This window comes from Sulfurimonas sp. (assembly GCF_023229105.1).
Classification (GTDB): domain Bacteria; phylum Campylobacterota; class Campylobacteria; order Campylobacterales; family Sulfurimonadaceae; genus Sulfurimonas.
The window spans coordinates 16,321-39,531 of sequence record NZ_JALNZY010000002.1 but is presented as its reverse complement, the minus strand read 5'-3'; the positions used below and the strand labels follow the sequence as shown (position 1 = coordinate 39,531).

The window sequence follows — 23,211 nt, the reverse complement described above, 5'->3', positions numbered from 1 at the left end:
CTACTTTTCGTAGGGATTTAAAAGAGGTGAATCCTTGCCCATATACCTAGTGTCTAAAACAGCTATCTCGCACTCTAACCAGATACCAAACTTTTCATAAACCCTTTTTTGAGCCTCTTTTATCAAATGTATTGCATCATCAAATGTTGCATTTTGTACATTTGTTAAAAAATTAGCATGCTCCTTGCTAAACTCTGTATCGCCTACTCTGTAGCCCTTGAGCCCAACAGCTTCTATAAGCCTGCCGGCATAATCGCCTTTGGGATTTTTAAAACAGCTCCCTGCACTCGGTGTTGAGGGTTGGTTATGGCGCATGGCTTTAAACATTAAAAGTCTCTCTTTATCATAGCCATATTCCAGCGTAAACGTAGCTTCTAAAATCGGAGTTTTAATATTTGTAAATCTATATCCATGTGCTATCTCTCTTTTTTCAAAAACACCGCCACAGGTAGTTATAAAGAGCAGATGATTAAATATCTCATACTCCCTAAGTCCTGCATTCATATATACAAGTCCGCCTAAAGTTCCCGGTAGATGCGAGAGAAACTCAAAGTTGGCGATATTGTGTTTTTTACAAAAAGAGGCAATTTTCCCGGATGGCGTAGCGCCACCAATCTTAAGAGTGTTGTTCTCTATCTTTATATAGTCATATTTTTTGCTTAGTTTTAAAAGATGGGGAGGTTTTGTTCCCATCAAGATATTGTTACATGAGCCTATCATATAAAAATCTTTATAGTTTTGGTTGCAATCTTCTAGTAAAAAAACATCTAAACAGCCGCCAATTTTAATCGAAGAAAATTTGCAGAAGTTAATGCTCTGTATCTTCATTACTCTACAAAATTTGGAATCATATTAAAAATGTTTAAAGAGAAGTCGGTCATTGCGTTTAGCATCCACGGCATAGTAAGTATAACAACGATAACAACGCCGATAATTTTAGGAATAAAACTTAGTGTCATTTCATTAATCTGCGTAGTCGCCTGAAAGATACTTACCGCCAAACCTATAAACATACCCGTTAGTAATCCCGGTAGAGCAAGCATAAGTGCTATTTTAAAGGTATCTATTCCAAGGGCGACAAGTTTTGCTTCCATTATAAATCTCTTATCTTTTTATACTCAGTCGGTATCATAAAGTCTTCAACTTTTATAGGAGTATCATAAAAACCGTTTTTGTAGCCAAGCTCAAAAAGTTTGTTGATTGCTCTGTACTGTATTTCGCTGAGTGTTATAGAGTTGTCATTTGCATAAAGTTCAAGATATTTATCTAAGGTAGGTGCATCTATACGAACCAAATCTCTCTCAAGAAGCATTTGTGAGAGTTTTTCTTTGTGTTCTCTTGCTACTTGAACTGCTTTTGTAAGAGTACGTTCATACTCTATAGCTTTGTTTAGCGGGATTGAGCGGCTAATAGCCATGCCGCCTAGCGGTAGAGGTAATTCCTCGCCGGCTAACTCCTGCCAAATATCCCACATCTCCCGCTCAACTTCAAGCTTCTCATCGTATGTTAAGATACTCTCATGAATGAGTACGCCTGCATCAACCGCACCATCAAGAACAGCCTGCTCTATCTCTAAAAAGTTCATATATGTTACTCTAGCATCAGGGTAGGCAATGCGAAAAAGCATAGCATTCGTTGTATGTTTGCCGCTAAGAGCAACTTTAAAGTTACGCTTGAGTTTAGCACCTTTTTTCTTGATGAGTTTAGGTCCATAACCCTCTCCAAAACTCACAGCAGTACGCAACATGGCATAATTATCTCTTATATGCGGGTAAAGGGCAAAACTTATAGCAACTATCTCATAAACGCCCTCTAATGCTTTTTCATTGAGGGTTTGAATATCCTCAGCAATATTATCAAACTTAACATCGTTCATATCTACCCAGCCAAACTTAATGGCATAATACATAAATACATCGTCAGCGTCGGGAGAGTGTGCAATAACTGTTTTTTTCAAATTAGTCGCCTACCTACTTAAAAATATAAACTAGATTTTAACCAAATAAGGATAAAATCCCACTAAGATTATATGGAACTTCTATATAAAAGTATGACAATTTGCAATATTTTTAGATAAAAAAACAGAACTGTCATATAATAAGTCTAAATTAACACAAGAGAGCCAAATATGGACGCAAATAAACAAAAATCACTAGACTTAGCTATGAAACAGATTGATAAGGCATTTGGCAAGGGTGCGCTTATGAGACTCGGCGATAAAGAGATAATGCCTATTGAGTCGATTAGTACAGGCTCTCTTGGGCTGGATTTAGCGCTTGGCATAGGTGGAGTGCCTCAAGGTAGAGTTGTTGAAATATATGGACCAGAGAGTTCAGGAAAAACAACTCTAGCACTTCAAATAACGGCAGAGTGCCAAAAAGCAGGAGGCGTATGTGCCTTTATTGATGCAGAACATGCTCTTGATGTCGGATATGCCAAAAATCTTGGTGTTGATGTTGACAATCTGCTTGTTTCCCAGCCAGATTACGGCGAACAGGCTTTAGATATTGTCGAGACTATCGCTCGCAGCGGGGCAATAGACCTTATAGTTATTGACTCAGTAGCAGCACTTACGCCAAAATCTGAGATAGAGGGCGAGATGTCTGACCAAAATGTCGGTGTTCAAGCGCGTCTTATGTCAAAAGCACTTCGTAAATTAACGGGTATTTTACATAAAATGAACTGTACGGTAATCTTTATCAATCAAATTCGTATGAAAATCGGCATGATGGGATACGGCTCACCAGAGACTACAACTGGAGGAAATGCGCTTAAATTTTACGCTTCGGTTCGTATAGATGTAAGACGCATAGCATCTCTAAAGCAGGGAGAGAGTCAAATAGGTAACCGTGTAAAAGCAAAAGTTATAAAAAACAAGGTCGCTCCCCCGTTTCGTCAGGCTGAATTTGATATAATGTTCGGCGAAGGAATCTCTAAAGAGGGTGAACTTGTCGATTATGGTGTTAAGCTTGATATCATTGATAAAAGTGGTGCATGGTTCTCTTATGGGGAGACAAAACTAGGGCAAGGACGTGAAAATGTCAAGGCTAAGTTTATAGAAAATCCGGAACTAGCTCGCGAAATAGAAGAGAAGATAAAAGCAGCAATGGGCATAAACTCCCTTATTACAATGGATACCCTTGATATAGAAGATGCTGATTTATAGATTGCTAGCAAATAAAATTTAGTATGAAATTAAAATTATTAATGCAAAAGAGGTAAATAGATAATGTACATAGACAATATTAGTGCAATAGAAGTGATGGATTCACGTGGAAACCCTACAGTAAAAGCGACGGTAGAACTTAGTGACGGAACAAAAGAGAGTGCAATAGTCCCATCAGGTGCTAGTACAGGCAAGCGTGAAGCACTAGAACTTCGTGATGGCGGTAGCAGATATATGGGTAAAGGAGTATTAAAAGCAGTAGAGAATGTAAACACTCAAATCTCTGATGCTATTATTGGGCTCTCCCCATTTAATCAAGCTGTAATAGATGCTACAATGAAAGAACTTGATGGAACCGATAACTATGGCAATCTAGGGGCTAATGCAGTTCTGGGTGTCTCCATGGCAGTTGCACGCGCTGCAGCAAAAAGTTTGGGTATCCCACTTTACCGTTACTTAGGCGGCGCTAATGCTATGGTTGTGCCGACTCCGATGCTAAACATCATTAATGGCGGTTCACATGCAGACAACTCGGTAGATTTTCAAGAGTATATGATAATGCCTGTAGGTTTTGATGATTTTGCTACTTCACTTCAAGCTTCAGCTGAGGTTTACCATAACTTAAAAGCTATTTTAAAAGCAAAAAAACACAATACTGCTCTAGGAGACGAAGGTGGGTTTGCACCTGATTTAGGCTCAAATGAAGAGCCTATTCAAATCATTATGGAGGCTATAGACAAAGCCGGATATAAAGCTGGGGAGCAGATAGCAATAGCACTTGACGTTGCCGCATCAGAGCTTGTAGCAGAGGGCGGATACAGACTAGATAGTGAAAACAGAACCGTTACGTCTGCTGAGCTTGTTGATTACTATGTTGATTTGTGTTCAAAATATCCAATCGTATCTATTGAAGATGGTTTAAGCGAAGATGACTGGGATGGCTGGAAGCTATTAACAAAGAAGCTAGGCGATAAAGTTCAACTAGTAGGCGATGATCTCTTTGTTACAAATGCAAATATTTTAAATGAGGGAATCCAAAAAGGGGTTGCAAACTCTATCTTGATTAAGCCAAATCAAATTGGTTCGGTAAGTGAAACCATGCTTACTGTTCGCCTTGCACAAAGAAACGGTTATAAGTGTGTTATGAGTCACCGTTCAGGCGAGAGCGAAGATGCTTTCATCGCAGATTTTGCCGTTGCACTTAACTGTGGGGAGATAAAAACAGGTTCTACTGCAAGAGGAGAGAGAACAGCTAAGTACAATCGTCTTTTGGAGATAGAAAACGAAGTTGTTTACGGTGAGTATCTAGGTTCAAAACTTTTTAACTAAGAGTCTTGCATGACAGATGAGGAGCTTTATGAGGGGATAGACGATACTAGAAGCATTACGCAGAAGTACCTTGGTCTATCTTTAGCAAAGTTTTTAATACTTCTTCTTTTGGTTCTAGCAACTGGGATATACATAGGGGTACTTCTTTATGGTACAAACTCTTTAGAGGTCTTTTTGGGACTTGAAGATTATGAAGAGTATTTAAATAGTGAGATTAGTAGATTGAAAACTCAAAATGCAGAACTTCAAAAAGAGTATTTTGAGCTAAAAGAGATTTCTGCAAAATAGCAGTTATCTTGATATAATACACAATAAACAAAATGAGGGGTAGTTTTGATTAGAACTCTTTTGATAGCTTCTTTATTTTTTCTTCTTCTTGATGCGAGGGAAAATCCTTTTTTTTCATCTGAGGGGGAGAAGGATATGTCTGTTACCTCAAATGAAAAAACAGAGAGCGAACCTCTAAAAAGAGCTACAATTACCCTTCCTTCACAAGCAAGAATCCTTCAAAAAGTAACGGTTGAGTTTAAAAATCTAGACGGTTCCCTTGAGAGCAAAAGTATAGAACTTGACAATGCCGTTGATTGGCATCTTCCTCTGTTTATCTCCCAAAGTTATGCTCAACAAGACAACAGCACGCAGCCTAAGCCTATAGCATCAGCTCAAAAAATTACTCAAAAAAAAGAGCCTTACAAAAATATAGCATCTATTAAACATTTATCACTCTTCTCATTGGGGAAAAATTTAAAGATAACAACACAAGATGAGGCAATAAGAAATTTTTTGCTTGTAAATCCGCATAGAATTGTTATTGACTTTAAAAAAGATACAGATATAAGAAGCTATATCAAAAAAGCTCCAGAGGGTATATTTAAAGAGGTTAGAATAGGTAATCATGACGGTTACTATAGAGTAGTCATCGAGCTTGATGGACCCTATAGATATAGTTTTAAAAAAATCTCAGACGGCTATTTAGTAGAGTTAAAATAAGAAGTTAAAAGCGTCACTGATGTCTCCTTCTCTTTCATAGCTGTATTTAAGTTTTAGCTGAATGTTTTGCAAGACTCTTAAGCTTCGCGATGCTTCAAGTAAGTTTTGCTCCTTCCCACTGCTATACCATCTTCTAGTCGCTTTGGAATGACCCCCCCCCTCATAAAGAATATAAAGTTTTTATCAAAAAAATTAAAGTTATTTTTTCTACTGACGATTTAGTTAACATCAAGGCAAGGATGCCTAGATAAAAATTAACAAGAGCGAAAGCTCTACCCGAAAAGGATTTATTATGGGATTTAGAATTAACACAAACATAGGTGCGATGGACGCACATAGAAATGCTACAATGAACAATGTTGGACTTGATAAAAGTCTTGCTTCTTTAAGTTCAGGTCTTCGTATTAATAAAGCGGCTGATGATGCTTCTGGTTTGGCAATTGCTAACTCGCTAAAAGCTCAGTCAACAGGACTTGGACAAGCTATCAGTAATGCAAATGACGGTATCGGTGTTGCACAAACTGCCGATGGTGCTCTAGAAGAGTATGGAAATATTATCAACACGATAAGAACAAAAAGTATCCAAGCTTCTTCTGATGGTCAAAATACTGATTCTCGTATGGCTATACAAAGAGATATAAGCAAACTCTTAGAGGCTGCTGACTCAATTGCAAAAACTACTCAGTTTAATGGTATTAAATTACTTGATGGCTCGTTTGTAGATAAAAACTTCCAAGTAGGTGCATATGCAAATGAGACTGTTGGTGTATCTATAGATAGTGCTCGTACTGCAACTCTTGGTCAGTTCGCTCTTAAAGAGGGTACAGCAGTTACAAACGTAGCGTTTGGTGCTGCTGATTTTACAGTAAATGGTACAGCTACAACAGCTTCTGTTGCTGGTACTGATACAAACTTAAATGCTCTTGCACAGACTGCAGACTCAGCTAGACAAAAAGCTGCTATTATAAACAGTATCACAAGTACAACAGGTGTTACTGCCGATGCAAATACTGACCTTGTAGGTGGTGCAGGTGTAGCAGGTGGAACGATATCGGCAAACAGTGTGTTTATTAACGGCGTAGATTTAGGGGAAGTAACTTTCTCTTCAAATGACTCTTCGGGAACATTGGCTGCTGCATTTAACCGCATACAAAATCAGACTGGCGTTACTGCTAGTATTGTTGATGGTGGTAAACTTCAGTTAACGTCTGCAGATGGAAACAATATAACACTTTCAAATACTGCGGGTGGTGGTACAGTAGCTCTTGCGGCTGAGACTGCAAAAATGTTTGGTGCTGGTAGTAATGTTAGAGTAAACAGTGCAGTTGCTGGGGCTTTAACTGAAGTCTCTCGTGGTACTATTGAGCTTGAATCTAATAATGCTATCACTACTGGTGGTGGTGCAGTAACAGCAGGTGGTTTTACGGCTTCAACATATTCAGTGGGTAATGCAATATCTTCATCTGATGTTACAACATATGATGCAGCACAGCTTACTATCAAAAAAGCTGACCATGCGTTAGCACAACTTGATAAAATTCGTTCAAACATAGGTTCTACTCAAAACCAGTTAGAATCTACGATTAGAAATATCGCTGTAACTCAAGTAAACGTTTCAGCGGCAGAATCAAATATTCGTGACGTTGACTTTGCTGCAGAGTCTGCAAAGTTTGCAAAACACAACATTCTTGCTCAATCTGGTGCTTACGCTATGAGTCAAGCAAATGCTGTTCAACAAAACGTATTGAGATTGTTACAATAGTAACAATCGTTAAAGTAGCGTAAGCTACGGATACGTTTCTTACAAAGCAAGTTTTTAGGACTTGCTTTGTTTCTTCTTTAGCTTCTTTTTTTAACCCCTTTAAAGTTGGAATACCATATGCTTCATAACAGTAAATAATACAAGGAAGCAGATGAAAGGTATCATACTAGCAGGTGGAAGCGGTACAAGACTCTATCCTTTAACTCGATTTATCAGTAAACAACTTCTTCCCATTTATGACAAACCAATGATTTATTATCCTCTTTCTGTTCTTATGCTTGCCGGGATAAAAGAGATACTTATCATAACAACACCGCAAGACAAGGAGAGATTTCAAGAGCTGCTTGGAGACGGGAGTGATTGGGGTATCCATCTTTCGTACAAAATCCAACCATCCCCTGATGGGTTAGCTCAGGCATTTATCTTAGGGGAAGATTTTATAGGTAGCAGCAGTGTGAGTCTGATTTTGGGAGACAATATCTTTTACGGACAAGGATTCTCTTTGATGCTCAAAGAAGCGGCTTCGCTAAAAAAGGGTGCACTGGTATTTGCTTATCAAGTTAAAGAGCCTCATAGATTTGGGGTTGTTGAATTTGATAAAGATAAAAACGTTATTGGCATAGAAGAAAAACCGACAAAACCAAAGTCAAAATACGCAGTAACTGGATTATACTTTTATGATAACAGCGTGGTTGAGATAGCTAAAAGCATAAAATCATCATCTAGAGGCGAGCTAGAGATTACATCAATCAACCAGGAATACCTTCGGCGAGACAAGCTAAAAGTAGAGCTTCTTGGCAGGGGGTTTGCTTGGTTTGATACCGGTACTCATGATAGTCTTATAGATGCAGGGGTGTTTGTGCAGACGATTGAGCAGAGGCAGGGGTATAAGATAGCTTGCCTTGAAGAGATAGCGTACAATAATGGATGGATAGATAAGCAAAAAATAGCCCAGATAGCAAAACCGCTTGCTAAAAATGGTTATGGGGAGTATCTTATGGATTTGGTTGAATCTCAATGAAAAACATACTCATAAGCGGTGGAGCGGGATTTATCGGCTCAAACTTTATACCCTATTTTTTAGAAAAACATCAAAATTACAAGCTTATAAATCTCGATCTTCTTACCTATGCAGCAAATTTAGAAAATCTAAAAGAGGTTAAAAATCATTCAAGATACAAGTTTATAAAAGGGGATATCTGTAACCGGGAATTTGTGGAGTTTATATTTAATGAGTATAACATAGAGGGGGTGATACATTTTGCAGCAGAGAGCCATGTGGATAACTCCATCACAAATCCAGATATCTTTATGAGAACAAATGTAAATGGGACTTTTACACTCTTGGATGTGGCGTATAAACACTGGATGCAAAAGCCGTTTACATATAAAGAAAGCTTTATTGGAACCGATGTTTTAACTTCGGCAAATGGAGAGGTTAAAGTCTCTCTTCCGAGATTTCATCATATAAGTACCGATGAGGTGTATGGAACATTAGGCGAAACAGGACTTTTTAAAGAGACTACTCCTTATGCTCCAAACTCTCCATATAGTGCATCTAAAGCGGCGAGTGATATGATTGTAAGAAGCTATCATGAAACTTATGGAGTGAACACGGTTGTCACAAATTGCTCGAATAATTACGGCGCAAAACAGCATGATGAAAAACTTATACCGACAATTATACGAAATGCACTAAAAGGAGACTCAATTCCAATCTATGGCGATGGCAAAAATATAAGAGATTGGCTCTATGTACTTGACCATTGCAGAGGAGTAGACTTGGTTTACCATAAAGGCAAAAGCGGAGAAACATATAATATTGGCGGGAAAAATGAGAGAACAAACCTTCAAATAGTTGATAAAATATGCACGATATTAGATGAAAAAATGCCTCGTTCTAGTCAGCATCTTAAATATAAAGAGTTAATCACTTTTGTAGAAGATAGAGTGGGGCATGATAGACGCTACGGCATAGATGCATCAAAGATAGAAAAAGAGCTTAGCTGGAGGGCAGATGAGGATTTTGAGAGTGGGATTGTCAAAACGGTAGAGTGGTACTTGAATAAATACTCAGGCGGCTTCAAATGATAAATGTAACAAAAACTTACCTGCCAAGCAAAGAAAAATATAAAAAATATGTAGATGAGATATATGAGAGCGCACAAGTAACCAACTACGGACCTCTTGTGCAAAGGCTTGAGAAGAGGCTTGAGGCGTATTTGGGTGTTAAAAATGTAGTGCTTGTCGCAAATGGAACCGTAGCACTAGAGATAGCCTACAGAACTCTTGGACTGAAGGGGTTTGTGATAACAACGCCTTTTAGTTTTGTAGCAACTACAAGTTCGCTGGTAACGAATCAGTTGTTGCCCATATTTGCTGATATTGATGAAAAAACGCTTAACATTGATCCAAATAAGATAGAAGAGCAAATCACTACAAACACTACAGCCATTGTTGCAACTCATGTTTTTGGAAATGCGTGTGACGTTAGAGCAATAGAGGCTATTGCTAAAGAGCATAATCTAAGAGTTGTTTATGATGGTGCGCATGCCTTTGATGTGAAATATATGAATGAGAGCATTTTAAAACATGGAGATATCTCTACGCTTAGCTTTCATGCAACTAAATTATTTCATACCGTAGAGGGCGGTGCTTTAATTATAAACGATGATAATCTTGTGCAAAAAGCAAGATATCTTATAAACTTTGGTATAGAAAACGCAGAGTCAATCCCACATTTAGGCACAAATGCAAAGATGAATGAGTTTGAAGCTGCCATGGGCCTTTGTGTGCTTGATGATATAGAAGAGATAAAACAAAAAAGAAAAATTATTTTACAAAACTATACAAAAGAGCTAAAAGGCTTAGTAGAGTTTCAAAAACAAGATAAAAATGCCACACAAAATTATGGTTATTTCCCCGTTATTTTTAAGAGTGAAGAAGAGCTGCTAAGAGTGCAAAAAGCACTAAATGAAGCAGATATAAATCCACGAAGATACTTCTATCCTTCCCTCGACACCCTTAGTTATATAGAGCCAAAACAATATATGCCAATTTCAAGGGATATATCTAAACGGATACTTTGTTTGCCTATTTATGCGGAACTTGGTATAGCAGAGTGCAAAGAGATAGCTTCAATTGTAAAAAGCGCTCTCTTATAGAGTAGAGAAGAGCTGTTTTTTGTCTACTTTGCCATTTTTGTTTTTGGGCAGATTTTGCATTGTCTTGATAATTGTCGGAATCATGTAGCTGGGAAGCATAGTATTTAGATCGTTTTTTATCTCTCTCTCTGATATATTTTGGTCTGTTGCAATAAATGCTACTATTTTTCCGTAATTTAGTTTTACTCTTTCGTATATTACTGCTGACTGGCTCACATATGGGATAGAATTTAGTGCCGACTCTATCTCTTCTAGTTCTATTCTGTAACCCATATGTTTTATCTGATTATCCACTCGCCCAGCAAACCAAAGCAAACCATCTTTTTCATAAACAATATCTCCTGTTTTATAGATAATGTCTCTATGTGTGGTAATAAACGGGTTTTGCACAAAATTTTGTGAAGTTCGCTCAATATCATTATAATATCCTAATGCAATATTTTGTCCTGCTAAGCAGAGTTCGCCCTTCTCTCCTTCTTGTACTTCTTGCATATTTTTATCCACTATCATATACTCAAAGTTTGGATTGATAGTCCCAAGAGGTGCTAAAGTTTGCATATCTTCAAAATCTTTTTGGCTTATATCATATGATGAACAAATGCATGTGCCTTCAGTTGGACCGTAAACATTGATAAACTTTGCTTGTTCGCTATAAAGATTATAAAGTTTTTTCAGCTCTCCTTTTGGAAAGCCCTCTCCGCCAAAAGTAAATATTTTTATGCTTTGGAGTGTTTTTTCACTTAAGAGCTTTATGGTCAGAAGGTAGACCAGAAGAGAAGGTACGCTAAACCAAACGGTACATCTCATTTTATCTACAAGTTTTATCAACTCTTGCGGGTTTTTTGCCACCTCTTTTTCAACAGGAACCAGACTGGCACCGCTAAAGAGCGCCGTGTAGAAATCAAATACCGAGTTGTCAAAATAAAGGGGACTGATTCCGGCAAATATATCGTTGGTTGTAACCCCATATCTCTCTATGCTCCACCCTAAAAAGCTTAAAACATTACTATGGGATACGGCAACACCCTTTGGACTACCTGTGCTTCCTGACGTAAACATAATATATGCAGGAGTGGAGCCGACTATTTTTTTGGATACTTCTAAATCCTTGTCTTTGAAATATTTAAAAAGCGTATTATTGCCAAAATCAACCAAGTTTATATGTAAGTCTTTTGAGGCTTTTTGTATTAGTTCAAATGGCGTATGATTGCATACAAGTAGTTTTGGTTTGCACGTATTGATGATTTTTTCAAGTCTGACTAAAGGATTTTCCTCATCTATATTTGTATAAGCCGCTCCTATTTTTAAACAGGCCAACATAGTTGCATAACCAACAGGCTCTTTTGTGTTAAATATACCTATAACATCATATTTTTTTATACCTAGAGATAAAAAATAGTTAGCTATTTTGTTAGATAATTTATTAAGTTCATCATATGTTATAGATGTATTGTTATAGCAAAGAGCTGTTTGGTCGCTATATTTGGAGACAATATCGTAAAAATAGTTTGCTAGGTTATAGTAGTTCATTTTTTGTGGCCAACTAAAATAAACATGCTTATTTCTACACCAAAATAATTTTCATATAAATAAGCAGTTGAGATATTTGTTAAAAAAGCATCAAAATAGGATTTTAGTTCATGCTCAGAACTAAAAACTTTAAATAAGTATCCATTTCTCAAATTGTAGATATCGTTTGTAATTTTAATAATATTATCATCAAGCAATAAAGCATTCTTGCAGATGAAATTTTTCTCTTTTTCAGGAAAATTTGCTATTAAAACACCACCTTTTTTTAGCACTCTCATGTATTCAGCAACTGTGTCGTTAAAGTTATTTGGAACATGCTTGAAGATGCTAAAATAATATCAAAATGCTCATTTGGGTATGGTATATCTACATTATTGCCGACTTTAAGTTCGCAGTCAATGCCATTAAATTCAGCTTTTTTCTGTGTACTTTGAACAATCTCATCTGTTATTTCAACATCATAAATTTTTACCCCTAGATTTTTTAATAATGTAAAATTTCTGCCATCACCAAAGCCCATATCTAGTATTTTTGCATTTTCATATATTTTTTTATCAAGAGCTAAATTCGGATAACTTCCTGCCATTGTCCTCACAATCCATTCTGTTGGGTACCAATGCGAAGATTGTACTTTTTGTAAATGTTCATTCGAATAAGTTGATTTTAAATTAGTCATAACTCCTCCAGCACTGCATAGCCAAAACCACTTTTGCCAAAGCCATTTCCACAATAAAACATCATAATTTTTCCATCTATTTTAGTAACATGAGGGTAAGCAATCATCTCAGAATCCCAACCGCTTTCACTAATATCTATACCCGCTTTTTTATCATCTCTATTCCAATTTATAAAATCTTCAGACGAAGCATAGCCAATTCTATAACCTCGACTTGAATCCTCTCTAAAATGAGTTCCATGTCTATAGGAAAAAAACATGTGATATTTACCATCTTTTTTTATAATACTACAGCTAGTTTGACATTCATCTTCTACTAATAGCTCAATTGCAGGCTTTCCATCTCTTTTCCAATTAATTCCGTCTTGACTTGTTGCATGCATTAAAAGATACTGTGATTCTTTTTTATCATCTGAAAGTTCTATCCATTTTGTTCCTGATAGATAATACATATGCCAATTGTCATCATCAATTTTGTACACAATTGGACAAGCTTGTAAATATGGCTCATTAAATGTTGGACCCAATAGGGGACCTTTCCCTATTTTGTTAAACCTTTTTCCATCTTTACTTTTTGCTAACCCTATTGCCCAATTATAAGGAGTAGAAATTGCTCTTTGCCAACCACAATAATATAATAAATACTCATCTTTATGCTTGATAACACTTCCAGCCATAGAGCCAAATTCGTCAAATTCACCTAATCCACCCAAGTCAATAATTGGCTTTTCTGAAATGGCAATAATATTAGATAAATCTTTTCTATCTAAATCTACATATCCACTATAGCTTCTAAATTGTCCAGCATTGTCTTGAGACTCTCTTGTAGAGAAATAGACCCTAACAAAATTTTCAAAAACAACAGAATATGGAACTTGAGCATGGGATTGCATCCAATTTTTAGAAATATCTGGCTTAAAAATAAGTCCATATTTTTTCCACTTGAACATTAAACTATTCCTCTAACTCTTTTATCGCAGCATTTTTAATAGCTTCATTTAGCCATCTATGCATACTTTTTCCATTTTTTTGTCTTGCTTTTTTAGCTAACTCTACTGTCTCTTGATCCACACCTTCTATATGTCCATAATACCTTGTTCTATGTGTTCCACCTCGAACACCTGGAATTTCAAAATCAATATTTGCTTTTGGCTCACCAATTCCTACATCAAAGGATATAAAGTAAAATACTCCTCCTATAAACCATTCAAGTTTTACATTTCGTGCTTCAACTGGAAGATGTTCAAGGGGTAAGTTATACTTATAGTGAGGATTAGAATTCATCAAAACTTTTCCAAATTCTGTTTCTCTAAGCCAAATAGGCATATTTTCATCACCTACTATAATTCTTCCTCCAGGCTTACAGACTCTAACCATTTCTTCAAATGCTCTTTTAATATCGCCAAAAGTATTTAATCCTCCAAAGTGAAAAACTCTATCAAAATAATTATCTTCAAAAGGTAAATAGTACCCATTTGCTAACGAAAATTCTATTTTTGGTTGAAAAATCTTTTTTGAAAATTTTTCAACACCTATTTTTAAAATTTCTTTAGATATATCTTGTAGATATAGCTCACCATTTTCCCCTAACTCTTTTGCAATTTTTTCTGAATCACGACCCGTTCCACATCCTATTTCTAAAACTTTGTGATCCTTTTCTAGTTTCAATGCATTAATCATTTTACCTCTTTCTATATCTTCGTCTACTCCAAATGTTTCAAAGGTTAGAGGTAAAAACTCATCATAGTCTGCAGCATTATTTTTATACCATTCTATTGACTCTAAATCACTTTTTGGAAGTTCTTTTGGGTAAATAAAGTTGGGTAATCCATCTTGAATTAAAAATTTATTTCCATCACTATCTTGATAATAATTAGTTTTCTTGCTAAGTTTGCTTTTATTTGCAGGTGAAATATACATTTGCTCTCCCTTATTTGTACTCTATGAAATTATTATATGCTATAGTTGACATTCCAGTTGAATATTCAAGTCTTTTTTTAACTGAGCATACAAGGTTTTCTCTAATATTTATTACTATACAAGAATTATTATTTGATTCTTGTCTGGTATTAATTAAATCTAGCTTCTCAACTTTTTTATCAAATAGTATTCCTTCTCCATCATCTACAACACACTTCGTTACTTTTTTCCAATAATTTTCACAATATGCAGCAGTTAGCCACGTATACATTCCCGCTCCAAAGTTGTAAACATTTTTATAAAAACAAGTCCTATGAGTAAGAAATTCATCAATTTTTTCCCATGATTGAAGAAATGAATTTCTTTTTTTATAAAGTAGTTCAAGGTTAATACTACTATTATAAAAGAATGGAGTATTTATTTTACTTTTTCTACATACTAACATTTGGGAGTACAACAGTTCATCTTTGTTTGAACCAGTTAAAATATTTTCTATCACAAATCCTACATTATTTGCAATTTGAACTAAATTCTCAGGTAAGAAAGAGTAGTTTTGATCTGAAAATAGAAGTTCATTATTAGGAAATGAAGAATCGTTAACTATTATTATCGCTATGCCTTCATTATTTAAATTTTTATAAATCGCTTCCAAAAAATCTTCAGGGTTAGTTGTATGCTGTATCACATGGTTTGCATATATTAAATCATATTTTTTTTCTGAAACAAAATTTTTAGTAAATTTCTGTTTAAAAACTGTCAGTCCTTTATTCATAGCAATATTTGCGTTATCTGATGATGGCTCGATGCCTTCAATTTCAACAGCTGGAAGAACTTTTTTAAACTCCTCCATAGCACTTCCATTTCCACATCCAATTTCTAATACATATTTAATTTTTTTATCATGTACTTCACTTACTATTAAATTTATAAGCTTCTGATATCTATTTGGTTGATATATAGCTGAAGATATCCTAGTATAGTATCCAGTATAATTTTTTTCATAGAAATCTGTATTTGCTAATAATTCTTCATAAACTCTTTGTACTAATCCACAATATTGACATTGAGCTTTACCTAGTTTTTCATTAATAATTACACCTGATGTCGTTATACTTCTTGTTTTATGTGGATTTTTTAATGGTAACCACACACTTTCTCCACAACATATACACTTATTCATTAGCAGAACCTTTTATTTTAATTTCTATTCTCATCATATTACTAATCCGCCATCTATTTCTAATGTCTTTGCATTCACATGATTATTCTCAATAACAAACTTTACTGTATTTGCTATATCCTCTGCTTTCCCTAATCTTTTTATAGGGGTTTCACTTTTGATATGCTCTAGTATATCTTGAGTTACTGCCATATGTGTTGACTCAGTATCCATAAATCCGGGAGCTATAGCAACACTTCTTATACCAAAACTTCCAAGTTCTTTTGCCCATACTTTTGTCATAGACTCCAGTCCTGCTTTTGCAGCACTGTACGCACTTTGTCCAATATTTCCTTTGGCACTAATTGAACTAATATTTACTATAACACCTTTAGTTCTATTCATAATCATTTGTTCAGCTACATAGGAGCCAAGCACAAAAGGTGCTGTTAGATTGATATCTATTACTTTCTGCCACTTTTTTATACTATGTCTTTTTTCTTTTAACATAATATTTATAAGAGGTTCACTGTATAGTATTCCCGCATTATTCACTAAAATATCAATTTTTGAAAACTTTTGTATAGTTTGCTCTACTGCTTTTGCTATCTCTTCTTCTTTGGTAATGTCACAAGCAAGTTTTAAAAGACTCTCACTGTTTTCTAAAGCATCTAATGCTTCTTTATTTATATCAAAGACTACTACCTTAGAGCTATTTTTTAAAAGCATATTTACAATAGACTTACCTAAACCACTAGCACCACCTGTGACTATGGCCACTTTGTTTGCAATCTCCATTAAATCAACCTCTCTTGAACTATTGATTTGATAGTTTTGACATCTTTCATGCTCATAATATCATCCATAGTAAGCTGAATATCAAGTCCCTCTTCTAAAGATATAACTAAATCCATATGAGTCAAAGAATCCCATTTTTCTATATCACTCATAGTCAATTCATCGTTTAGCTCATCTTCTTTAAGTCTAAAAACATTACATAAAATCTCATCTATCTTTTCCATTTATTATACTCCTGCAAATTGTAAAAATCTGTGAGAATCAAGCCTAAACTTCTCGCCGTCTTTAGAGATAAAAACCTCTTTTTCATTAGTGTTTTTGGTAACTAATGTATTTGCTCCTATAAAGTTTTCATTATCTAAGATTATGTTGTGTCCTATGGTTGCGTTTACACCGAGAAAACATTTTGACTTTACAGTCGTATCTCCAGAGATTACTACACCAGATGTTATCCAGTTTGTATCTCCAAGCGCGCAGCCATGTGCGATGACGGCATTGCTCCATATAAAATTACTATTTCCTATGTTCACATAAGGCTGAATTGTTACATGGTCTAAGATAACATTGTTTTTTCCTATCTTTATGTTGTCGTGCATCTCAACAGATGGATGGATGTAGTTTATAAACTCATACCCCTTCTTTTTTGCTTCTAGGTATTTTTGCTCTCTTATGTTATTCATCTGTACATAACCCACGGCAATAATCATCTTGTGTTTGTTTGTATCATACTCTTTTTCAATATTTTCAAAAGATACAACGGGCAAACCCTCTATAAAATCCTCTTTTAGATAATCATTTTCAACCGTAAAAGCAACTACTTCATACTCTTTTTTTATAAATTGGTAGATGATTTTTGCTATTTTTCCATTGCCATATATTATAATTTTTTGCATAATGCTTCCTTATATTAGCTCATATTTTGAGAGTATTTTTGTGATTTCATTTTTGTCATTAAACATCATCACGTCTATTATAGATAGATTTGGGATAAATACGTTATTAAACTGTTTATATTCTAGTGGAGTCGTTTTTAAAAAGTTAATAGCAATTCCATCTTGCTCAAATCCCTCTTTGGTATAAATAGCCTGTCCGCCAATTGCGTTTATGTAGTTTTTTGCTTTTAGAATTTTTGCTATATCTATTATCTTCTCTTGGGCTTTTAGTTTATTATTTTTTTTAATATCGCTTGAGTAGATAAATTCTGTATCTATTCCAAGGTAAAGAGAGACTCTTTTTAGTAAAAAATCTAAAAAATGAGCTAAATTTTTCTCTTTTTGCATTAATATGTTCTCAAGAACTGCATACACATCGTCAAAAAATGGAGCCTTTTTGTATGCAGTTTGTATAGTCTTTAGAAGTTTCTTTTGGTTGCCTCCAATTTCTATTTCGTTTATGAGCTTGTTTTGAGTTGCACCAAGTAACTCTAATGTAACTCTTTGTTTTTGTCCACTCATAAGTATGCTATTTCTGTTGATATAGCTTTTGTTAATGTAATTTACATCATCATAAACTACAAAAGTATCCACGGCGTTTATAAGCTGCCAGTAACCTATGTATGGGAAAAAATATGGCTGCATTATTGCTAGCTTCATATTGAGTAAACCGGAATTTTTATATTGCTAGCGCTAATGATTTGGACAAACAGAGTGCCGTCTGTATAAAAACAGTTTTTTATGTTGGGCATGTTTTGTTCTAAAAAACTGTCGCCCACTTTTTTTGGGCCAATGCCAAATGCCCAAATATAGTCATCAAATAAAATCCAAGAACCATCAATCAAGAATTTAGAGTAGTTTTTTAAGTCATTATAAACATAGATATAGTCATGGTTGCCATCTATATGAAGGAGAGCTATTTTTTGTGTATATTTTGTTTTTCCGAACTCTTCTGAAACAATATTTGTATTTGTTTTGTAGTCCAAAAATGCATCATCTGATGTTTTTTTGATATAGTTTACTTTATCTTTATAAAGAGATAAATTTAATAAAAAATTATAAAAAAAGTAATCAATTTCTGTATTTTTACCAAGCTCTTGAATAAGCTCCGGAGAGTCTTTTTGAACGCTGTTTGTCCAAGGGTCTATACATAAGACTTTTCCGATATTATATTTTTTTGCTATAGCATACAATAAAAAAGCACTTTTACCTTGTTGTGTTCCAATTTCAACCATATCTCCTTTTGGTATATATTTCGCAATTTGTGTAAGTGCCAAAAATTTGTTATCACCAGATTCGCCGGGAACTTTATGATAATTATGCAGCATAGATGCAAACTCACTATTTGATAATTCTGGTGTGTCGGTTTGAAATAAACTATAGTAATCATAAAGCTCATTTGAATAGGTTTTAAAGCTTTTTGCATAGGCTATAGAAGAGTTGTGTTCCGGCGTATTAAGTAGTGTTGTGTCTAGATTTTCTTCATCAATAAATTTTTGTAAAAAATGCCAAGCGCCGCTGCTTCCTGCAAATATTTTTTTAATTTTATATCTACTCAAAAGTAGTTTTATTTCATTAGTAAAATTATCACTATTTATATATGGCAGATATTTCCATTCATCAAACAATTGTGCATTTGATAGCATACAATCAGAAGAAGCACCAAGCAGACTGAAATTATCCTTGGCTGAAAAAGCAAACAAAATAGAGCTTATGGTACTGCTTGGAAAAACAAGTACAGTTTCTTTCATGAGATTAATCCTAGTCTATTTTTAAAAAAATTATCAAGCTCATTATGAGCACCATCATTTTCATAAAGCACTGAGTTTCGCTCTAAAATCTTGTTTTTTATAGACTCTTTGTAGGTTGCATCACTTGCAAGCTTTATGGCGAGATTTACATATTCTGCAGCATTTTTTGCATAAAAGTCGTTTATTCCCATCTGTTTGTAGTACCAGTAGGTAACTCTGGAGTACATAAGTTCTTTTGGGTAAGCAACTATAGGTGCACCAACTGAAAATGCCTCTATGGCAGTTGTTCCAAAGCCGAAATTTACAGGCTCTAAAACAGCATCAGCATGATGCATATAGCTCAAAAATACTTCACTCTTTGCCCAAGACATAAACTTTATATGCTCTTTACTTAGCAGTTTTACCAAACGTTCTTTTATGGCACTATCCCACATGTTCTCAGTTGCATCTTTGAAGAAGATAAAAACAGCTTTCTTGTCCTTTTTGAGTATATCGCTCAACAGCCCATCTAGTTCAGGATGAATTTTTTGTAGTTTTGAGGGGATAATGTAGTTATGCTTTGTGCCATCTAACCCCAATTCATCCTTTGTTAAGAAAATTTCAGGAATTTTTGGTTTATCATAATGACCTACTAGGTTTTCAAATAGAATCAGCTCCTCTGTGTAATACTCTTGAGCATTTTGCACCTCTAGATTTTTATTTGAAAAGAAGTAGTCTATAGTAGAGATTCCACTTGTAACCGGATGTCCGCCAAAAAGTCCTTGTACAAGAGCTAGTCTGGCATGTGCTAAGAGATAGAGTATAGGATGCATTCCTATGTCGGTATAGAGTAAGATGTCAAGCTCATCTTTGGCTATCATTGTTCTCATCTCTTGCAGACTTCCGCCAAGAAGATGTACATTTTTATGAAAGATTTTAGTGGTTTCTTTTGAGAGTGTGTATATCTTTACATCATAAAGTGAATTTTTTTCAAAAGAGTCTATGATGTTTTTTGCAAATTTAAGTACCGGATGATTTGGGATAAGGAGTGCGCTAATAAATCCAATTTTTATCTTTTTACCTTTTGAGTGACGGTTTTTTTTGCAGTGCTTCGCAATATAGTTTATCTCCGGCGCAGTCTGCCTGTAAAAATCTGAGAGTCTCGCCAATATATCTTTGTTGTTTCTGTTGTGGTAAGCAAGAAGAAATGTTTGATAGATAGAGAGTTTTTGTTCTGGAATCCTGATATTTAATTTTATCAACTCTTTTACTTCGTTAGTAAGTCTCTCTCTTGCATTATCTATGGCTTCTTGGGAGTTGTAAACTGGTAAAATCGGTTCAAGCAAAGCAACTATCTTGTGTTTTTTTATGAGAAGTTCTTTGTAGGATTCTAAAAACTCACGCGCTTTTTGAATTTGGTTTGTGCCATATAAAAACTCTGCATATAAGGAGATTAAAGAGACATTTTGAGAAGGAGTTTGAAAATACTCTTCAATGATATTAAGTGTTTTACCATGAATTTTGCCTGCTGTTTGAGATATAAGTGCAAAGTTGTAAAGAGCGGCTTCAAATATATCTTTTTTTACACCTTTTGTATATATGCATTTACCAAAATACATATAGGCGTCATCATTATTTCTAAAAATAGTATATGAAATAATCCCAAGCTCTAAGTATGCTAAAAGCACCAGTTCTTTTTTTTGAGTTTCAAAATTTTCTACAAGGCACTCATGAAAAATTATTTCATGTAAAGTCTCGAGCGCTTTTTTGGTCTCTTTTTTGGTTTGTTCATTTTTTGCTTTAATATATGCAGAGTTAAAGTTAAATGTTTTTTTTAAAATTATTTTTTTAGTTTGAGTAGCTTCTGGTGTTAGAAAAACATTTTGTGTATATGTTTCTTGCACCTTTGTAAGTATCTTTCCGTACTGCGCAATAGATGTTAAAAAAGAGAGGTGTCCATTTTTTTGATGCATAGTATATATAAATTCTAAAATTCTGTTCTCAAGAGAAAACTCACTCTCTGCTATGCTAAAAATAGCAACTCTGTTTTTGCATAGAGTCTCATAGTCAACAAGAAAACAAGAGAGTTTAAATATCTCGATATTTGGCTCAATGATAAGAATAACTTGAGGATTTGTCCTCGTAAGCATTTCTTCTATGCCAAAACCAAGCAAAGAACCAATAAAGACGATTTTCTCAGGATTGGGAAGTTCTTTTAATGCATTTGTAACTTGCTCTTTTGCTAAGAGTAGGGGATCTTCTTGTAGTAGTGCTTGCTTTGTTTCTATGGATTCAATGTTGAAAAAATCTTGCTCATCAACAATTAAGTCATAGAGTTGGTTTTCTTTAACAAGAGATAGTTTGTAAAAGATATCCATATAATTTTTTTTAAAAAAAAGTAAATTTTTTAAGTATATAACGTTCAAGTCGTCAATATCTGTCATAAAATCCCTTACTATGCGCTTTTAATAAAAACAAATAGCACAAAATGTTCCATTTTCAACAAACTGCCTTAGTGTAAATATTTCGATAAAATAGCCGATATAGTTGTTAATAAAACAAAAAAGGATTCATCATGGCGATAAGTTCATTAGGGGCAGGAGCTGGGGTTTTAACACAGGATCTTTTAGACAAGCTCAAAGAAGCAGATGAGGCACAGTACATAAAGCCGCTAGATTCGCGTATAGTTGACGAAAATAAGAAGCAGGAAGCTTTTAAAGTTATAGATGCTTATATGGACAATGTTCAGGGGAGTCTAAATACTTTAAGTGAGTACGGTGTTTTTGAGGCTAGAGCGGCGACTAGTAGTAATGCGGGTGCTGCTACTGTAACCGCAGCAGATAGCAGTGATATACAGGATTTCTCTCTTGAGGTCTTAAACCTTGCAACAAAAGAGATAGAGCAGAGTGGGACTTTTGCATCTAAAACTTCTGAAATAGCTTCAGCATCAGGAAAGCTCGACCTTAGTGTAGGAAGCAAAACTTATAGAATTGACTATACCGCATCTACCACTCTTGAAGAGTTGAAAGATCTTATAAATAAAGAGGCTGGGGGTAGCGTAAGCGCAACTATTGTTCAGGTCGCTGATGGTGACAATAGACTTTTTTTAAACGCAAAAGAGAGTGGAGAAGGACAAGAGATTTCGATAGTCGATGTTGTTGGTGAAGGTGAAGCGTTAAACAGTGCTCTCATTAGCGGTGCCGCTGGTGGTATGAGCAATGTTCAAGATGCTGTCGATGCGCAATTTAAGTATAACTCACAAACAATTATTCGTAGTAGCAATGTTGTGAATGATTTGCTCTCGGGTGTAACTATTACACTTAAAGAAGCGGGAACTACAAATGTTTCGGTAGGACAAGATAGGGAGAGCATAGCTTCAAAAGTAGAAAATTTCATAAGTAAATATAACTCTGCACTATATCAGCTCGGCGAAGATACAAAGTCTAGTGAGAAGCCTGAAGAGAGAGGTATTTTCTCAAATGAAAGTATCATAAAGAACATGAAGTCAGATATGCTCAACATGATAGCAAAAGCGGGTGAAGGTGTCGGAAGATTGCAAGATTACGGCATTGAGATTGAAGATGATGGCAGACTCAAGCTAGACCAAACAAAACTGAATCAAAAGTTAGATGAAAATCCTAAGAATGTTCAAGCCTTTTTTGCAGGGGGAACATTTACAAAAAATGATGGTTCCGAGGTCGAACTTAAAGGCGCGTTTGTGGAGATGGAAAATGATATCTCAAAATATACAAAATACAATGCAGGATTGGATCAATACGGGAACCTTCTTGAGGATAGACTTGATAATTTGACCGAGCAAAGAACAAAAGCAATGGAGAGGCTCACTGTAAAGTACGAGATTATGGCAAAACAGTTTGCGGCGTATGATTCAGTAATAACTCAGCTCAATAGTGTCTCAAGTATGTTTACAGATTTGGTCAACTCTCAATCATCTCAAAGTTAGTTAAAAAAGCAGTTAAAAATTTAAAGTAAATCTTAAAGTAGTCGATTTACTTTATATGCACAAAGAAAATAAAAATAGTAAAAAAGGGTCT

Annotated in this window: 24 protein-coding genes; 9 read left to right on the top strand and 15 right to left on the bottom strand. The window is 35.0% G+C overall.

Annotation, left to right across the window (positions count from 1 at the left end; translation table 11 throughout):
- From M0Q17_RS00630 to M0Q17_RS00620, 3 genes are read right to left on the bottom strand one after another with little or no spacing between them, the layout of a single operon-like run.
- Window positions 1-828, bottom strand: a complete 828-nt coding sequence (locus M0Q17_RS00630) for a UDP-N-acetylmuramate dehydrogenase (RefSeq protein WP_295082195.1) — start codon at window positions 826-828, stop codon at window positions 1-3.
- Window positions 828-1,094 carry a flagellar biosynthesis protein FliQ gene (gene fliQ, locus M0Q17_RS00625; RefSeq protein WP_295082192.1) on the bottom strand — a complete coding sequence of 89 codons (267 nt, stop codon included), beginning with the start codon at window positions 1,092-1,094 and terminating at the stop codon, window positions 828-830. Before fliQ ends, M0Q17_RS00630 begins: the two co-directional genes overlap by 1 nt.
- On the bottom strand, window positions 1,094-1,957 hold the full coding sequence (locus tag M0Q17_RS00620) for an MqnA/MqnD/SBP family protein (RefSeq protein WP_295082189.1): 864 nt from the start codon (window positions 1,955-1,957) through the stop codon (window positions 1,094-1,096). Before M0Q17_RS00620 ends, fliQ begins: the two co-directional genes overlap by 1 nt.
- A 171-nt stretch (window positions 1,958-2,128) precedes the next feature.
- Between M0Q17_RS00620 and recA the strand changes: the two genes are divergently transcribed.
- The 8 genes from recA to M0Q17_RS00580 all read left to right on the top strand — a co-directional run bounded on the left by recA (window position 2,129) and on the right by M0Q17_RS00580 (window position 10,411).
- Window positions 2,129-3,166 (top strand): recombinase RecA, encoded by a 1,038-nt coding sequence (recA, locus tag M0Q17_RS00615; RefSeq protein WP_295082186.1) that lies wholly within the window; start codon window positions 2,129-2,131, stop codon window positions 3,164-3,166.
- A 63-nt stretch (window positions 3,167-3,229) separates the two neighbouring features.
- Entirely contained in the window at window positions 3,230-4,495 is a 1,266-nt protein-coding gene (eno, locus tag M0Q17_RS00610; RefSeq protein WP_295082183.1) for a phosphopyruvate hydratase, read from the top strand.
- A 9-nt stretch (window positions 4,496-4,504) separates the two neighbouring features.
- Window positions 4,505-4,783, top strand: a complete 279-nt coding sequence (locus M0Q17_RS00605) for a hypothetical protein (RefSeq protein WP_295082180.1) — start codon at window positions 4,505-4,507, stop codon at window positions 4,781-4,783.
- Between the two features lie 45 nt (window positions 4,784-4,828).
- A complete protein-coding gene (locus M0Q17_RS00600; protein ID WP_295082177.1) occupies window positions 4,829-5,485 on the top strand; it encodes an AMIN domain-containing protein in 657 nt (218 codons plus the stop codon).
- A gap of 292 nt (window positions 5,486-5,777) precedes the next feature.
- A complete protein-coding gene (locus tag M0Q17_RS00595; RefSeq protein WP_295082174.1) occupies window positions 5,778-7,247 on the top strand; it encodes a flagellin in 1,470 nt (489 codons plus the stop codon).
- Between the two features lie 151 nt (window positions 7,248-7,398).
- Window positions 7,399-8,268 carry a glucose-1-phosphate thymidylyltransferase RfbA gene (gene rfbA / locus M0Q17_RS00590; protein ID WP_295082170.1) on the top strand — a complete coding sequence of 290 codons (870 nt, stop codon included), beginning with the start codon at window positions 7,399-7,401 and terminating at the stop codon, window positions 8,266-8,268.
- Window positions 8,265-9,338 carry a dTDP-glucose 4,6-dehydratase gene (gene rfbB / locus M0Q17_RS00585; RefSeq protein ID WP_295082167.1) on the top strand — a complete coding sequence of 358 codons (1,074 nt, stop codon included), beginning with the start codon at window positions 8,265-8,267 and terminating at the stop codon, window positions 9,336-9,338. Before rfbA ends, rfbB begins: the two co-directional genes overlap by 4 nt.
- Window positions 9,335-10,411, top strand: a complete 1,077-nt coding sequence (locus M0Q17_RS00580; RefSeq protein WP_295082164.1) for a DegT/DnrJ/EryC1/StrS family aminotransferase — start codon at window positions 9,335-9,337, stop codon at window positions 10,409-10,411. The genes rfbB and M0Q17_RS00580 overlap by 4 nt, the downstream gene beginning before the upstream one ends.
- Here the strand turns inward: M0Q17_RS00580 and M0Q17_RS00575 are convergent.
- The 12 genes from M0Q17_RS00575 to M0Q17_RS00520 form a co-directional block, all read right to left on the bottom strand.
- Window positions 10,406-11,941: an amino acid adenylation domain-containing protein gene (locus tag M0Q17_RS00575; protein WP_295082161.1), complete on the bottom strand. Its 1,536-nt coding sequence runs from the start codon at window positions 11,939-11,941 to the stop codon at window positions 10,406-10,408. The two genes, M0Q17_RS00580 and M0Q17_RS00575, sit on opposite strands and share 6 nt — an antisense overlap.
- Window positions 11,938-12,219: a hypothetical protein gene (locus M0Q17_RS00570; RefSeq protein ID WP_295082158.1), complete on the bottom strand. Its 282-nt coding sequence runs from the start codon at window positions 12,217-12,219 to the stop codon at window positions 11,938-11,940. The genes M0Q17_RS00575 and M0Q17_RS00570 overlap by 4 nt, the downstream gene beginning before the upstream one ends.
- The gene (locus M0Q17_RS00565) at window positions 12,216-12,527 is read right to left on the bottom strand and encodes a class I SAM-dependent methyltransferase (protein ID WP_295082155.1); all 312 of its coding nucleotides are present in this window, start codon (window positions 12,525-12,527) and stop codon (window positions 12,216-12,218) included. Before M0Q17_RS00565 ends, M0Q17_RS00570 begins: the two co-directional genes overlap by 4 nt.
- 86 nt (window positions 12,528-12,613) lie before the next feature.
- Window positions 12,614-13,567, bottom strand: a complete 954-nt coding sequence (locus M0Q17_RS00560) for a hypothetical protein (protein ID WP_295082152.1) — start codon at window positions 13,565-13,567, stop codon at window positions 12,614-12,616.
- A 4-nt stretch (window positions 13,568-13,571) separates the two neighbouring features.
- Window positions 13,572-14,537 (bottom strand): methyltransferase domain-containing protein, encoded by a 966-nt coding sequence (locus M0Q17_RS00555; RefSeq protein WP_295082149.1) that lies wholly within the window; start codon window positions 14,535-14,537, stop codon window positions 13,572-13,574.
- 10 nt (window positions 14,538-14,547) lie between these two features.
- A complete protein-coding gene (locus M0Q17_RS00550) occupies window positions 14,548-15,717 on the bottom strand; it encodes a class I SAM-dependent methyltransferase (protein ID WP_295082147.1) in 1,170 nt (389 codons plus the stop codon).
- A 33-nt stretch (window positions 15,718-15,750) separates the two neighbouring features.
- The gene (locus tag M0Q17_RS00545; RefSeq protein ID WP_295082145.1) at window positions 15,751-16,494 is read right to left on the bottom strand and encodes an SDR family NAD(P)-dependent oxidoreductase; all 744 of its coding nucleotides are present in this window, start codon (window positions 16,492-16,494) and stop codon (window positions 15,751-15,753) included.
- Window positions 16,494-16,718, bottom strand: coding sequence for an acyl carrier protein (locus tag M0Q17_RS00540; RefSeq protein ID WP_295082142.1), 225 nt, complete (start codon window positions 16,716-16,718; stop codon window positions 16,494-16,496). The genes M0Q17_RS00545 and M0Q17_RS00540 overlap by 1 nt, the downstream gene beginning before the upstream one ends.
- A 3-nt stretch (window positions 16,719-16,721) precedes the next feature.
- Window positions 16,722-17,387 (bottom strand): hypothetical protein, encoded by a 666-nt coding sequence (locus M0Q17_RS00535; protein ID WP_295082139.1) that lies wholly within the window; start codon window positions 17,385-17,387, stop codon window positions 16,722-16,724.
- A gap of 9 nt (window positions 17,388-17,396) precedes the next feature.
- Complete coding sequence (locus tag M0Q17_RS00530; protein WP_295082137.1) at window positions 17,397-18,086, bottom strand: WbqC family protein; 690 nt, start codon at window positions 18,084-18,086, stop codon at window positions 17,397-17,399.
- Window positions 18,083-19,177 carry a class I SAM-dependent methyltransferase gene (locus M0Q17_RS00525; RefSeq protein WP_295082135.1) on the bottom strand — a complete coding sequence of 365 codons (1,095 nt, stop codon included), beginning with the start codon at window positions 19,175-19,177 and terminating at the stop codon, window positions 18,083-18,085. The genes M0Q17_RS00530 and M0Q17_RS00525 overlap by 4 nt, the downstream gene beginning before the upstream one ends.
- A complete protein-coding gene (locus tag M0Q17_RS00520) occupies window positions 19,174-21,600 on the bottom strand; it encodes a hypothetical protein (protein ID WP_295082133.1) in 2,427 nt (808 codons plus the stop codon). The genes M0Q17_RS00525 and M0Q17_RS00520 overlap by 4 nt, the downstream gene beginning before the upstream one ends.
- 131 nt (window positions 21,601-21,731) lie before the next feature.
- Here M0Q17_RS00520 and fliD point away from each other — a divergent pair, with 131 nt between their 5' ends.
- Window positions 21,732-23,120: a flagellar filament capping protein FliD gene (gene fliD, locus M0Q17_RS00515; RefSeq protein WP_295082131.1), complete on the top strand. Its 1,389-nt coding sequence runs from the start codon at window positions 21,732-21,734 to the stop codon at window positions 23,118-23,120.
- The last annotated feature ends 91 nt before the right edge of the window (window positions 23,121-23,211 follow it).